This is a genomic window from Xanthobacter variabilis (assembly GCF_043831965.2).
Taxonomy (GTDB): Bacteria; Pseudomonadota; Alphaproteobacteria; order Rhizobiales; family Xanthobacteraceae; genus Xanthobacter.
In genome coordinates, this window is the sequence record NZ_CM195533.1 from 1,722,185 (window position 1) to 1,735,010 (window position 12,826).

The window sequence follows — 12,826 nt, forward strand, 5'->3', positions numbered from 1 at the left end:
CTCGAAAAGGCAATCAGGACCCAATGACCAAGATCAATCCGCAAGCCCTCAACACGTTCCGCGAGCTGATGGAGATCCGCTCCGGCCCCGCTTTGTCCGCCAACGAGGTGACCCTCACCGGCCGCGATCCGTTCTACGCCACGCCGTTCCGCATCGGCGAGGTGACAGCGGCGGTGCTCGCCGCCCGTGGGGTCGCGGCCAATGACCTCTGGGAGCTGCGCACCGGACGCCGCCAGGCCATTGCCGTGGACGCCCGCGCCGCGGCGGCCACCTCCCTTTCCGGTGGCGAGGAAACCCTGCTGAAGGGCGAGGACGGCCAATACCGCTCCATTCCGGCTTCCGCCGCCATGAAGCACATGGTGGCGCTCACCCAGCCCTGGGCCACGGCCGATGGCGGCTGGCTCCTGCCGCACACCAATCTGCCCCATCTCGAACGCCGGGTGCTGCACGTGCTCGCCTGCAACAGCACGGTGCAGGATGTGGCCACGGCGGTGGGGCGGTGGGGCGCCGATCAGCTGGAGGAGGCCCTTGCCGCCGCCGGCGCCTGCGGCGGCAAGGTGCGCACTCCCGAGGAATGGCTGTCCCATCCCCACGGCGCCTATCTCGCCGCGCGGCCCGTGGTCGAAATCACCAAGGTGGCCGACAGCGCACCGGAACCGCTGCCGGCGGGCGGCGATGCGCCCTTGGCGGGGCTGCGCGTGCTCGACCTCACCCGTATCCTCGCCGGCCCGACCGCCGGGCTCAGCCTGGTGGAGCATGGCGCCGAGGTGCTCATGGTGACGGCGCCGGAACTGCCGCAGGTGCCCGCCTTCGTGCGCGACACCAGCCATGGCAAGCGCAGCGCCTTCCTGAATTTCACCCGACCCGAGGAGGCGGCCCGCCTGCGCGAGCTCGCGCGCACCGCCGACGTGTTCATTGACGGTTATCGGCCCGGCCGCCTGGCCGCCCATGGCTTCGGCTTCGAACAGCTCATGGCGCTGCGGCCGGGGCTGATCCATGTCTCGGTGAACTGCTTTGGCTCCGGTGGTCCGTTTGCCGATCGGGCCGGATGGGACCAGGTGGCGCAGGCCGTCACGGGGATCTGCCACACCCAGGGCGAGCTGAGCGGGGCCGGGCGGCCGGAGCTGACGCCGGTCTTCATGTGCGATTTCATCACCGGCTTCCTCGGCGCCTACGGGGCCATGCTGGCCCTTGCCCGCCGCGCCCGCGAAGGGGGCAGCTACCGGGTGCAGGTGTCCTTGTGCCAGTCGGCCATGCTGCTCCAGCGCGAAGGGCTGGTGGCCGACTTCGCCGACGCCTCCGGCCACCTGTCGCCGCAAGAGTTCGAAGCCCTTTCGGTGCGCGTCGACGGCACCAGCTATGGTGATCTGAAGACGCTCGGCCCGGTGCTGCGGATGTCGGAAACACCATGCGGCTGGCCCCGCCCGACGCCCCGCCTCGGCAGTGATCGTCCCGAATGGCCGCACTGCGACGGGCCCATCCTCAGGACCGCACAGGCCATGCGCTAAGGCCTGTCGACCTTCCGTGCGTGTGGCGCGGCTTATCTCACATCACCACCGTGTTCCTCATGGCGCGGCTCCCTCTCCCGCTTGCGGGGGAGGGCTGGGGCAAAAGGTTGGGAAGGTGGCCCCGGCGGCGCGGCGAAGGGCAACGCCGCGAAAATCTCAAAAGTCCTGAATCTCCAGCCTCTGTGCCACTGAGGCCGTCGTGGTGCAGGCGGTTCTGGCCCAGGTGGTTCTGGCCCAGGTGGTTCTGGCCCAGGTGGTTCTGGCCCAGGCGGTCCTGCCCTCCCTTAACCGCAAGCGGGAGCGGGAACGAGCCCGCGGCAAACCGCGCCTCTGAAATGTCGTTCGGAGCTAGGTGTTGAGGCTCAAGGCGCACGGGTCGGAGCGCGAGGGCGCTGGCGCGGTGATGGGGATGGCAATGCCGCGCGGCCCTGCTCACGGCGTGTGGCTCCGCTCCTCGCGCGTGGCGAAGAGGTTCTCCCCTGCGTGGCGCGGAGGCGTCCTGTCGTCCGGATGGGAGGGAACGTGACGCGCTGAGCCCTGCCGCCCGCGTGGGAGAGGGGGCGATGTCACCCAAGGCGTTCGCGCGGTGTCGGTGGATCGGCGGCTTGGGCGCCGTCACCGTTCCAGAACGCAGCATGCCGCGCCCGCGCATCAGGCGGGTGCGGCATGCTCGGCAAGGCCGGCCGGTCAGGCCCGGCAGCTCACGCCCGGCGGGCGCCGGTGTGGATGATGGTGCCCACGTGCTCGCCGCGCAGGGCGGCGGTGAGGCGGCCGGGAACGAGGCCGTTCACCACCTGCACCCGGTCGATGCGGCGGGCATTGCCCATGATGTCCAGCAAGGCGCGATCGAAGGGCAGGGTGCCGGTGGCCTTCGAGAGCTCGGCGGAAGTGGTCTCCGAGATCAGGTGGGCCTTGTCGGCGTCCGGGCCCTTGGGGTCGGCGGTGTACACGCCGTCCACGTCCTCGACGATGGTGAGCCCTGCCGCGCCGAGGGCATCGGCGAGCAGGAACGCACCGGAGTCAGCCCGATGGGTCGGGATGCGCGAGCTCGGGAACTCGTAGTGGTGGTAGGGCGGGAAGGCGCTACCCACCACGGCGCGCGCCGCGGCCAGATGGATCGGCAGCTGGCTGGCGATGGTGGGGTGCTCCACATAGGAGACGCCATCGGGCGCGAGCAGCGCGGCCAGGATATGGCCATTCTGCCCCGCCTCGCTCGCCGCCAGCGGCGACAGCGAACCCACCGGCAGGCCGAGGTCGAGGCCGATGGTGTAGAGGTGGCGGGCGCGGATGCCGGCGCCGGTGAGGATCAGCAGGCGGTGCTCCGGCAGCAGCTTGCGCAGCTCATCGACGATGGGAAGGATCGCCTCCGGACCGCGGTCCATGATGGAGCGGCCGCCGATTTTCACCACCTGCAGCCAGGGCAGGAGGCTGATGGGGCGCACATCCGCCACCGGATGAACCAGCTGGCCGTCGAGAAGGGTCTGGGTCGCGAGCGGCGAGGCGACGTGCTTGATGCTGTTGTTGAGTTCGCTCATGGCCTGGCTCCTCAGCTCGCGGTGATGATGGTGCCGACGTGCTCGCCGGCCAGGGCGCGGGTGAGGTTTCCGGGCACGAGGCCGTTCACCACCTGCACCTGCTTGATGTGACGGGCCTGCTTCAGCAGATCCAGCACCGGGAACTCGAGGATGGAGTCGTGCAGGCCGCGCGCCTTCATCTCGTCGACCGAGATCTTGGGAATGAAGGTGGCATCCTTGGAGGTCTTCGGATTGGCCGTGAACAGGCCGTCCTCGTCCTTCACATAGATCATCGCCTTGCAGCCGAACTGCTCAGCCAGAAGGAAGCAGCCCGCGTCGGTGCGGTAGGGCGGGATGACGCCTTCCGCCGAGGGGCGGATCCACAGCGAATAGGGGGGCATGCCGCTGAAGATCACGGCATTCACTTCCTCGATGGCCAGCGGCACGGCAGACATGCCGGCCCCGCTCACGGAGGAGATGCCATACTTGGCCATCAGCTGGCCGAGCATCTCGGCATTCTGGTTCGCGACCGAGGAGCCGAGCTGCGCCAGGACACCGGCCGGCAGGTTGAGCTCGGCGGCGATGGAATAGAGGTGGCGGGCGCGGGTGCCGGCGCCGGTGCCGATCAGCATCTTGTGCTGCTTGCGGGCGGCGACGATCTCATCGACCAGCGGATAGACGGCTGCGCGGCCGCGATCCATCACGCTCTGGCCGCCGATCTTGATCACGGTCGCGTCCGGGAGAATGCGATAGTCCGAAGCGGTTTCGGCAGCCGCCAGGAGCTGGGCGTCGGTGAGCGAGCGCTCCATGAGAAGCGTCTCGAGCTCGCTTGTCGTGTTGGCCATGTGATGCCTTTCACTGCTGGGTTCTATTTGTTTTCTTTGTTGGGTCAGCTGGATACCGACCGGCCCTGTGTCCGGCAATATGCGGGAACGGTGCATCTTTTACAGCGGCCGGAAAATAAGACGGGAAACGCAAGAGAAGCGCGCGTTCCACCGGTGACGCGGAAGCTGTATCCGTCGACTCACAGGAACGTGACCCCGGGGCGTGGGGTCCGCGGGTCCATCCCGCCAGGGTTTTCAAGGGTTTTTCACGGCGTCAGCTCGGCTGTCATGGGCGCGCCGCCGTGGCGGGGATGACGCGTGGTCCGCGTCCTTCGGCATTGCGGCGCGGGCGCGATCCTGGCAAGTCCTGTCGAGGCATGCTGTCACGGCGTTCCGGCGTGGCGCGGGAAAGGGGGCCGGCGCGGTCCGCAGGTGGGGAGGAAACGAGATGGCACCGTCCAGGAAGAAGGAGGCAGCTCCTTCACCCGCAGAGGTTGCGCCCGAGGCGGCGTGGCCCCTGTTCGACCGGCCGGGTTTCCTGGCCCGGCGCGTGCACCAGATCCATGTCAGCCTGTTCGCCGAGCTGTGCGCACCATTCGGGGTGACGCCCGTTCAGTATTCCCTGCTGTCGGCCCTGGCCGATCGCGAGGCGGCGGACCAGACCACCCTGTCGCGCCTGGTCGCCCTCGATCGCACCACCACCACCGGGGCGCTGAAGCGGCTGGAGGCGCGCGGGCTGGTGCTGCGCGGCACCTCGCCGACCGATCGCCGCTCGCAGAGCTGCTCGCTCACGCAGGAAGGGCGCGCTTTGCTGGAGCAGATGGAGGCGGCAGCCCGCCAGGCCCATGCCGCCACCGTGGAGATGCTGAGCCCCGAGGAGACGCGCCAGCTCATCGGCGCCATGAAGAAGATCGTCGCCGCCCACGCCGCCCGTCAGGTGAAATTCGAGCTCGGCTGATCTCGGGCGGGGACCGCGGTCCCGCCCGAGGCCCGTGGCCGTCGCGGGGGGGCTAGAACGCCGCCGCCGCGCCGTCGCGGCGGGGGTCGCTGGCGGCCGCATAGCCTTCCACCGCCGGATTGCCCATGCGCCAGATGAACTGGCCGGCGCCGAAGTCGTGATAGGGGTCGGCGTTCACCGTCAGCTTGTGCCCGCGCGCGGCCAGCTCGTCGCGGGTGGCCTGGGGCATGGCGGCTTCCATGTCGAGGGCGAGGCCGGCATTGAAGCGCCAGCGCGGCGCGTCGCAGGCCGCCTGTGGATTCTGGCTGAAATCGAGCATCCGCACCAGGGTCTGCACATGGCCCTGGGGCTGCATGTTGGCCCCCACCACGCCGAAGCTCATCACCGGCGCGCCATCCTTGGTGAGGAAGGCGGGGATGATGGTGTGGAACGGCCGCTTGCCCGGCGCCACCGCATTGGGGCTCGCCGGGTCGAGGGAGAAGCCGTGGCCCCGGTTCTGCAGCGAGAGGCCCCATTCGGGCAGCACCACGCCGGAGCCGAAACCGTTGAAATTGCTCTGGATGAAGCTCACCATCATGCCGCTGGCGTCGGCCGCCGTGAGGTAGATGGTGCCGCCCTTCACGGGATTGCCCGGCGCGAAGGGCTGGGCGCGCTTCATGTCGATGAGGCGGGCGCGGGACTGAAGGTAAGCGGGGTCCAGCATGTCGTCCGCCGACACGCGCATGTGCGTGGGATCGGCCACATGGTGGTAGACATCCGCGAAGGCCAGCTTGATGGCCTCGATCATCAGGTGATGGGCGTCCGCGCCATCGGGGTCGAGGCTGGCGATGTCGAAATGGGAGAGCATGCCCAGCGCCATCAGCGCCGTGATGCCCTGGCCGTTCGGCGGGATCTCGTGCAGCGTGTGGCCGCGATAGTTCTGGGCGATGGGCGTGACCCATTCCGGCGCGTAGGCCGCAAGGTCGGCCGCGGTGATGGCGGCGCCCGCGGCCTTGGCGGCGGCCCCGAGGGCCTCGGCGATCTCGCCGCGATAGAAGGCCTCGCCCTTGGTGTTGGCGATGGCCGTGAGGGCGCGCGCGGCCCCTGGCATGCGGAACAGCTCACCGGCGCGTGGCGCGCGCCCCGACGGCAGCAGGGTCTCCGCGAAGCCTTGCTGGCGCACGAGGTCCGCCAGCGCCGTCGCCATCTCCCATTTGACCGCATCAATGGGGGGAACCAGATAGCCGCGCTCGGCAATCTCGATGGCGGGTTCCAGCAGGTCCGCGAAGGACAGGCGCCCGTAGCGCTCGGAGAGGGCCACCCAGCCACCCACCGCGCCGGGAACGGTCACCGCGTCCCATCCGCGCTGGGGCGGGCGCTTGGCATCGGCGCCGTAGCGGGCGCGGAAATAGTCGATGCTCCAGCCCTGCGGCGCGCGGCCAGAGGCGTTGAGGCCCTGCAGCTTCTGGCCATCCCACAGAATGCAGAAGGCATCCGAGCCGAGGCCGTTATTGCACGGCTCGAGCACCGTCATGGCGGCCGCCGCGGCGATGGCGGCATCCACCGCATTGCCGCCCTTCCACATCATGCGCAGGCCCGCCTGCGAGGCCAGCGGGTGGGAGGCGGACACCACATTGTTGCCGAACAGCGGCAGGCGGCGGGAGGCGTAACCGGCGGTCCAGTCGAAACGGGTCATCTCAGCTCCGGGCGGGTTGAAGGGGAAGGGCTCACGGCTGGCGCACGCGCGGCGCGGCGGCTGGCGCGGGAGCTGTGAGATAGCGCAGCACCACCTCCACCACCTGGGCGCGGCGGCGGGCCAGCCAGTCCGGGTCCGAAAGATCGAAGCCGAACAGGGCGGAGAGGGTGTCGCGCTGGGCGACATGGGTGATGGAGAGCGACAGGATGGTGAGGTAGAGCTCGGCCGCCGCCGGATGGGTGGTGAACACCCCTTCGCGGACGCCGCGCGCCACCAGCTGCCCGATGGCGTCCAGCAGCGGCTGAACCGAGCTGGCGAGTTGTGGCAACTGGCGGGCGAAGGGGGCGCCGGCCATGTTCTCGTTGCGGATGATAGCGACGAAATCAGGCGTGTCGCGCAGATAGTCGAAGGTGAATTCCACCAGCCGCCGCACCCCCTCCAGCGGCGGCAGCGCGGCGAGGTCGAGGCCCTGCTCCAGCCCGCGCAGATGGGCATAGGTGGCCTCCAGCGCGGCGCGGTAGAGCCCCTCCTTGTCGCCGAAATACCGGTAGATCATCTGCACATTGGTGTCCGCCGCGCGGGCGATGCGCTCCACCCGTGCGCCGGCAAAGCCCTCACGCGCAAAGTCGGTGCGGGCGGCGGCCAGGATGCGCGCGCGGGTCGCCGCCGCATCGCGCTTGCGGGCGGGCGGGGCGGGGCGCGCCTCCGTCATCTCGGCGGCAGGGGGCAGGGACACGCTTCGGGCTTTCGTCGCGAACGGAAAAAGGCTCTCTCGACATATATACAAAAATTTACTTACATGTCATCCGCCATCGCGCCACCTTTGTCGCGGTGGCGGCCGCCCAGCGGCGGCCCGCCGTTCCTCCTGCCCCAGGTTTTGCCATGTCCGGTTTCCGTTCCCCCGTCAGCCTTCCTTTGCCCCCCGCCTGGGTTCTGCAGGCGGAGAGGGTCGGGGCCTTCCTGCCCGGGCCGCGGATGGAGATCGCCGGGGCGGCGGAGGGGCCGCTTTCGGGCCTCGTCTTCGCGGTGAAGGACGTGCTGGACGTGGCCGGCGTGGTCACCGGCAACGGCCATCCCGATTGGGCCCGCACCCATGAGCCGGCCCGCGCCCATGCGGCGGCGGTGGCCCGTGCCCTCGCGGCCGGCGCAACCATGGTGGGCAAGACTATTTCCGATGAGCTCGCTTATTCGCTCACCGGCGAAAACGTGCATTACGGCACGCCGCTCAACAGCGCCGCGCCGCAGCGGGTGCCGGGCGGCTCATCCAGCGGCTCGGCGGCGGCCGTGGCGGCGGGCCTGGTGGATTTCGCCTTGGGCTCGGATTGCGGCGGCTCGGTGCGGGTGCCGTCCAGCTATTGCGGAATCATGGGCATGCGGCCCACCCATGGGGCCGTTCCGGCGGCGGGTATCGCCCCGTTCGCGCCCAGCTTTGATTGCGTGGGCTGGTTCGCGCGGGATCCGCAGGTGTTCGCGGCGGTGGGCGCGGTGCTGCTGGACGCCCAAGCACCGGCGCCGCGGCCTTCCCGCCTGCTGCTGGCCACCGATGCCTTCGCCATGGTGGACGATGCGGTGCGCGCCGCGCTCGCCCCCGCCGTGGCGCGGGTGGAAGCGGCGGTGGCCCCGGCCGAAAGCGTGGTGCTGGCGCCCGAGGGGCTCGCCGGCTGGTCGTCCGCGTTCCGGGCGCTGCAGGCGGCGGAGATTTGGCAGAGCGTGGGCGGTTGGATCGAGGCGGTGCGGCCCCAGTTCGGCCCGGGCGTGGCCGAGCGCTTCGCCGCCGCCGCGGTTCTCAACCCCGCCGAGGTGGAGGCGGCCCGCCCCGTGCGCGAGGCGGTGATCGGGCGCACCAGCGCCCTGCTCGCTGAAGGTACCGTCCTGGTCCTGCCCACCACGCCGCGCTGCGCGCCGCTGAAGGGCTCGGCCGCCGCCGATACGGAGGTGACCTATCGCCACCTGGCCATGAACCTGCTGTGCACGGCGGGGCTCGCCGGCCTGCCGCAGGTTTCCCTGCCGCTGGCTGAGGTGGATGGCGCGCCCATCGGCCTCTCGCTCGTGGGGCGGCGCGGCAGCGACATGGAACTGGTGGAACTGGCCGCCGCCATCTGCGCCGGCTAAGGCGAGCGGGGCGCGCGGAAAGCCCGCGCCCCGCCGGGTGGCCCCCCATGGGAACGGGTCCCATGGGGGAAGAGGGATCAGCGCTCGGCGGAGGGGTCGCCCTCGATGTCCTCGGCGGGCGTCTGGCGGGTCACCGAAACCGGGTCGCTGCCGGGGAAGGTTTCCTCCAGGGCTTCGTCCAGCCGCTTGTCGGCGGCCGCCGCCTCGGCGCCGGCGCTGGAAGCTGCGCGCATGGTGATGATGCCGGTGAGCAGGTTGTCACGCCACTGCGCCAGCTCGGTCATGGAGCGGCCGTCGGCCTCGGCGTTCACGCCTTCCACCAGCTTCTTCTGCAGCGCCTCGGTCATGTCGGGGGTGCCGAGGTCGGCCCACCAGCTTTCCACCGCCGGCAGCAGATGCTCCATGAAGTGGGCGAGGCCACCCTGGCCGCCGCCCAGGTTGAAGGTCATGTGCGGGCCCATGAGCGCCCAGCGCAGGCCCGGCCCCTCGCTCACCGCGGCATCGATATCGGCCACCGAGGCCACGCCCTCCTGCACCAGATAGATGGCCTCGCGCCACAGGGCCGCCTGCAGGCGATTGGCCACATGGCCCGTGACTTCCTTGTGGATCTCGATGGGGTGCTTGCCGATGGCCTTGTAGAAGGCCATGGCGGCGTCGATGGCCTCGCGGCTGGCCTTCTTGCCGCCCACCACCTCCACCAGGGGGATCAGGTGGGGCGGGTTGAAGGGATGGCCGATGACGCAGCGCTCGGGGAAGCGGCAGCCTTCAGAGAAGCGGGTGACCAGCAGGCCCGACGAGGAGGAGGCGATCACCACTTCCTTGGGGAGCACGGCATCGATGAGGGGCAGGAGCTTGCGCTTCACCTCATAGCGCTCGGGCGCGTTCTCCTGGACGAAATCGACACCCTCCACCGCCTTCACCGGATCGGGCTCGAAGCGCCAGACCTTGGGGTCGCCCTTGGCGGTGCCGAGGGCCTGAAGCACCGGCCAGGCGCGGTCGATGAGCTGCTGGGTGTGCTCCTGCGCGCCGGGGGCGGGGTCGCTCACCACCACCTCGAGGCCGTGCGCCAGGAAATGCGCCGCCCAGCTCGCACCGATGGTGCCCGCACCAATGACGGCGACGCGACGGACGGGGGTGTGGACGGCTTGCGACATGGCAACACTCCTTGCACGCTGTTGAATGGGCCGATGGAAGGGGCCCAACCGGACCGCGCCCCGCGGGGCGCGTCAAGGCCGGGTCTACGCCAGGACGCGCCCGGCGTCGATGGCCCCTGAAGAGGTAGCGCGCGGCGCCCCGCATGCCGGCTGCGCCCACTCTTCCCCGCCCGCCTTCGTGATAAGAGGGCGTGGTTGTGCAGCGGCGGAATGCGGGACGGAATGGGCGAGGCGAGGGGGCAGATGCGGGCGGCGTGGCGAACCGCGGGGCGGCTTCTCGCCTGCGGGCTGGTGGCGCTGGCGGCGTTGCTGCTCGGCGCGTGGACGGCCACGGCCCTGTGGTACCAGGCCGGAATGGGGTGGCGCGCGCCGCTGATGGGGCTGGCGCTGCTCGCCGCCTTCGCCCTTGCTCAGCTGAGTTTTCTGCGGCCGGGCCGGGCGCTGGCGGCGCTGCTGCTGGGGCTGGTGGCGGTGGGGCTGTGGTGGTCTTCCATCGCTCCGTCCAACCATCGCGACTGGGACCCCGACGTGGCGCGCGGCGTGACCGCGGATGTCGAAGGCAGCCGCGTAACCTTGCACAATGTCCGTGATTTCCAGTGGCGCACGGAAAATGACGCCGCGCCCCGCTGGCAAACGCTCACTTTCGATCTGGACCAGCTCGACCGTGTGGATGTCTATTCTTCCGTCTGGGCAAGCCCCGCCATCGCCCACACCTTGGTGGGCTTCGGCTTTTCCGATGGGCAATATGTGGTGTTCTCGGCCGAGATCCGCCGCGAGCGGGGCGAGAAGTTCTCGGAAATCGGTGGCTTCTTCAAGCAGTTCGAGCTGGTGCTGATCGCCGCGACGCCGGGCGACATCATCCATCTGCGCACCGATGCGCGTGGCGAGCGCGTCTCCCGCTATCCCCTGAGGTTGACGCCGGCCCAGATGCGGGCTGCCTTTCTCATCTTCGCGAACAAGGGGAACATGCTGGCGGAGCATCCGCAATTCTACCAGACCATCACCACCAACTGCACCACCGTGGTGTTTCAACTGGCGCGGCTGGTGGAGCCGGGCATGCCCTTCGACTGGCGCATCCTCGCCTCGGGCTATCTGCCCGGCTATCTCTACGATCACCGCCTGATCGCCACCGACATCCCGCTGGCGGAGGTGGAGCGCAAGGCCGTGCTGGCGCCCGGCGCCACCCCATGGAACGCGATCGCGCCCGCCCCCCGCCATTGACAGGGCATGGCGCATCCCCTGGTATGGTCTTCAACTACCATCCAGGCCAGAGGCAGGCCCCGGTTTGCGAGGACGCGGACATGCGCTTTTCCCCTCTCCACGCGGCCCGTCTGGTTTTGGCCGCCTTGTCTATGGCGGCGGGCCTTGCTGTGTGCACGGTGCCGGCGCGGGCGCAGGCGGCCTTGCCGCTCTTCAACAAAGAGGGGCACGCCATCATCGCCAATCTGGTGGATATCGAGGTGGCGGGCGGCCCGCCGGCCCGGGTGACCTTCGATACCGGCTCCACGGGCCTGCGCATCCTGGAAAGCCATGTGGGGCCGAATGTGCGCCGGACCGACCAGCCGATGCGCGAGGTCTATGGCGACGGGACCGAGCTCCAGGGCTATCTGGGCTATGCGCAGGTGGCCTTCCGCACCATTGGCGCCCCGACCTTGCGCACCGTCGGCGAAGTGCCGGTCCATGTGGTGACGCAGATCACCTGCTTGGAGGCCAAGCCTCATTGTCCGGGGCTGGTGAAGGATACAGTGGGGGTGATGGGGGTGCGTTTCGACAGGAAGGGAGCGGGCATGCTCAGCCCGTTGCGCTTCCTGCCCGGCGCGCTGGGCAACGGCTTCGTGGTGGATGTGGCGCGTGAGGATCCGCGGGTGCTGATCGGGCTGGACGATCAAGCCATGCGCGGCTTTCGCTTCGCCCGCCTGCGCCCAACCGATCCTGCCGCTACGGAAGATGGGAAGCTGCCGCTCTGGATCGCGGACAGCATCCAGGCCTGCTTCTCGGTGGAGGGAGGCGCACCCGCCTGCGGGCCGGTGATCTTCGACACCGGCGGCAGCGCCATGGACATCAATCTGGACGCCATTTCCCCCGAGCTCCTGGAGGGCGATTTCGTGCGTGCCGGTGCGCGGGTCGACATGGAGGTGCCGGACACCTTCCGCCTTGGCTTCCACTCGGAAGGGCACCATGACGTGCGCATCCGCCCCGGGCACGGCGCCAATTCCGGCGAGCGCTTCTTCCGCCACTATGTGGTGGCCTTTGATGGGGAAAATGGCCGCATCGGCTTCCTGCCGCGCTCTCCGGAAGGGGCGGCGGCGTGGGAGCGGCGCTGAAACGCCACTCCCTTGGGCGCGCGGTGGGGCAGGCCGGTTCGCGCTCTGGAGCCCACCCCGCTCGCCCCCGCTCGCGGAACCTGCTCCATGGAGCCTTCAGGCACCGCAGGCGTCTGAAGGCGGGGGCGTTGACACGTCCTCGTGACATGAACCGGGTTCATCGTTCCCGAAAACGCTCACGTCTTGCCCCCGGCCGATCACCGGGGGCCGACAGGGATCGCGCAGGCCCGCGGCCTCAGCCGTCCACCCGCTCAGGCACCGGCAGGCCGAGCCATTCGGAATAGAAGGCGTCGATGTCCGGCTCGAAGTCGCGGATCACCGGATACCAGGGCGTGGGGGCCTCCACGTCGTGGAGGGTGCCGCATTCGCCGCAGAAATATTCGCGGATCACCTGCCAGGTGGGCGTCGGCGCCATCAGGCGGGGATAGATCTCCTCCATCTTCTGCGGCGTGTCGCGCACGTGAATACGGGCGTGGAGCTTCCAATTGTCCTGCCAGCCGCAGAAATCATGGCCGCACTCGCAGCGCACGGTCCATTTCTTGGAAACCTTCTGCTGCACGATGTAGAGCTTGGGGCCCAGGGGTAGGATGATCTTGTCATCCCACGGCACGCGCTCCTGCAAAATCTCCACATAAGTGGCGAAGCGCTCCGGGTCTTTCGGGGTGGACAGCATCTGGTGCAGGGTATCGGGATCGATCTTGCCTTCCACCAGGTCTTCGATCTTGGCGCGGGTATAGGCCATCTGAGTGTTCCTCCC

At 69.5% G+C, this 12,826-nt stretch carries 12 protein-coding genes; 6 read left to right on the forward strand and 6 right to left on the reverse strand.

The genetic code is table 11. The features are described from left to right. Nucleotides 1-23: 23 nt before the first annotated feature. Together V5F26_RS07525 and V5F26_RS07530 are read left to right on the forward strand one after the other, a co-directional pair. Nucleotides 24-1,508 carry a CoA transferase gene (locus V5F26_RS07525; protein ID WP_394947053.1) on the forward strand — a complete coding sequence of 495 codons (1,485 nt, stop codon included), beginning with the start codon at nucleotides 24-26 and terminating at the stop codon, nucleotides 1,506-1,508. A 199-nt stretch (nucleotides 1,509-1,707) separates the two neighbouring features. Next, on the forward strand, nucleotides 1,708-1,842 hold the full coding sequence (locus V5F26_RS07530; RefSeq protein ID WP_394947054.1) for a hypothetical protein: 135 nt from the start codon (nucleotides 1,708-1,710) through the stop codon (nucleotides 1,840-1,842). A 367-nt stretch (nucleotides 1,843-2,209) separates the two neighbouring features. On the opposite strand, the gene V5F26_RS07535 is transcribed toward V5F26_RS07530, so the two are convergent. Together V5F26_RS07535 and V5F26_RS07540 are read right to left on the reverse strand one after the other, a co-directional pair. After that, nucleotides 2,210-3,043 (reverse strand): amino acid kinase family protein, encoded by an 834-nt coding sequence (locus V5F26_RS07535; RefSeq protein WP_234051558.1) that lies wholly within the window; start codon nucleotides 3,041-3,043, stop codon nucleotides 2,210-2,212. Nucleotides 3,044-3,054: 11 nt separating this feature from the next. Continuing rightward, entirely contained in the window at nucleotides 3,055-3,867 is an 813-nt protein-coding gene (locus V5F26_RS07540; RefSeq protein ID WP_234051557.1) for an amino acid kinase family protein, read from the reverse strand. A gap of 427 nt (nucleotides 3,868-4,294) precedes the next feature. Here V5F26_RS07540 and V5F26_RS07545 point away from each other — a divergent pair, with 427 nt between their 5' ends. Further along, nucleotides 4,295-4,804, forward strand: a complete 510-nt coding sequence (locus V5F26_RS07545; RefSeq protein ID WP_394055048.1) for a MarR family winged helix-turn-helix transcriptional regulator — start codon at nucleotides 4,295-4,297, stop codon at nucleotides 4,802-4,804. A 52-nt stretch (nucleotides 4,805-4,856) separates the two neighbouring features. Here V5F26_RS07545 and V5F26_RS07550 read toward each other — a convergent pair whose 3' ends face one another. Then, a complete protein-coding gene (locus tag V5F26_RS07550; RefSeq protein WP_394947055.1) occupies nucleotides 4,857-6,479 on the reverse strand; it encodes a gamma-glutamyltransferase family protein in 1,623 nt (540 codons plus the stop codon). 31 nt (nucleotides 6,480-6,510) lie between these two features. Further along, on the reverse strand, nucleotides 6,511-7,215 hold the full coding sequence (locus V5F26_RS07555; RefSeq protein WP_394947056.1) for a TetR/AcrR family transcriptional regulator: 705 nt from the start codon (nucleotides 7,213-7,215) through the stop codon (nucleotides 6,511-6,513). A gap of 146 nt (nucleotides 7,216-7,361) precedes the next feature. On the opposite strand from V5F26_RS07555, the gene V5F26_RS07560 reads away from it, so the two are divergent. Next, entirely contained in the window at nucleotides 7,362-8,591 is a 1,230-nt protein-coding gene (locus V5F26_RS07560; protein WP_394947057.1) for an amidase, read from the forward strand. A gap of 77 nt (nucleotides 8,592-8,668) precedes the next feature. On the opposite strand, the gene V5F26_RS07565 is transcribed toward V5F26_RS07560, so the two are convergent. After that, nucleotides 8,669-9,745, reverse strand: a complete 1,077-nt coding sequence (locus V5F26_RS07565) for a 3-hydroxyacyl-CoA dehydrogenase NAD-binding domain-containing protein (protein ID WP_234051552.1) — start codon at nucleotides 9,743-9,745, stop codon at nucleotides 8,669-8,671. A gap of 222 nt (nucleotides 9,746-9,967) precedes the next feature. On the opposite strand from V5F26_RS07565, the gene V5F26_RS07570 reads away from it, so the two are divergent. Together V5F26_RS07570 and V5F26_RS07575 are read left to right on the forward strand one after the other, a co-directional pair. Continuing rightward, complete coding sequence (locus V5F26_RS07570) at nucleotides 9,968-10,966, forward strand: Lnb N-terminal periplasmic domain-containing protein (RefSeq protein WP_394947058.1); 999 nt, start codon at nucleotides 9,968-9,970, stop codon at nucleotides 10,964-10,966. A gap of 80 nt (nucleotides 10,967-11,046) precedes the next feature. After that, nucleotides 11,047-12,069 carry a hypothetical protein gene (locus tag V5F26_RS07575; RefSeq protein WP_394947059.1) on the forward strand — a complete coding sequence of 341 codons (1,023 nt, stop codon included), beginning with the start codon at nucleotides 11,047-11,049 and terminating at the stop codon, nucleotides 12,067-12,069. Nucleotides 12,070-12,304: 235 nt separating this feature from the next. On the opposite strand, the gene V5F26_RS07580 is transcribed toward V5F26_RS07575, so the two are convergent. After that, nucleotides 12,305-12,811 (reverse strand): acetone carboxylase subunit gamma, encoded by a 507-nt coding sequence (locus V5F26_RS07580; protein ID WP_394055037.1) that lies wholly within the window; start codon nucleotides 12,809-12,811, stop codon nucleotides 12,305-12,307. Nucleotides 12,812-12,826: the final 15 nt, after the last annotated feature.

What these genes read in the sequence shown, in the direction of transcription:
- V5F26_RS07525 (WP_394947053.1), top strand. Translation starts at nt 24, where the DNA reads ATGACCAAGATCAATCCGCAAGCCCTCAACACGTTCCGCGAGCTGATG.
- V5F26_RS07535 (WP_234051558.1), bottom strand. Translation starts at nt 3,043, where the DNA reads ATGAGCGAACTCAACAACAGCATCAAGCACGTCGCCTCGCCGCTCGCG.
- V5F26_RS07540 (WP_234051557.1), bottom strand. Translation starts at nt 3,867, where the DNA reads ATGGCCAACACGACAAGCGAGCTCGAGACGCTTCTCATGGAGCGCTCG.
- V5F26_RS07545 (WP_394055048.1), top strand. Translation starts at nt 4,295, where the DNA reads ATGGCACCGTCCAGGAAGAAGGAGGCAGCTCCTTCACCCGCAGAGGTT.
- V5F26_RS07550 (WP_394947055.1), bottom strand. Translation starts at nt 6,479, where the DNA reads ATGACCCGTTTCGACTGGACCGCCGGTTACGCCTCCCGCCGCCTGCCG.
- V5F26_RS07560 (WP_394947057.1), top strand. Translation starts at nt 7,362, where the DNA reads ATGTCCGGTTTCCGTTCCCCCGTCAGCCTTCCTTTGCCCCCCGCCTGG.
- V5F26_RS07565 (WP_234051552.1), bottom strand. Translation starts at nt 9,745, where the DNA reads ATGTCGCAAGCCGTCCACACCCCCGTCCGTCGCGTCGCCGTCATTGGT.
- V5F26_RS07570 (WP_394947058.1), top strand. Translation starts at nt 9,968, where the DNA reads ATGGGCGAGGCGAGGGGGCAGATGCGGGCGGCGTGGCGAACCGCGGGG.
- V5F26_RS07575 (WP_394947059.1), top strand. Translation starts at nt 11,047, where the DNA reads ATGCGCTTTTCCCCTCTCCACGCGGCCCGTCTGGTTTTGGCCGCCTTG.
- V5F26_RS07580 (WP_394055037.1), bottom strand. Translation starts at nt 12,811, where the DNA reads ATGGCCTATACCCGCGCCAAGATCGAAGACCTGGTGGAAGGCAAGATC.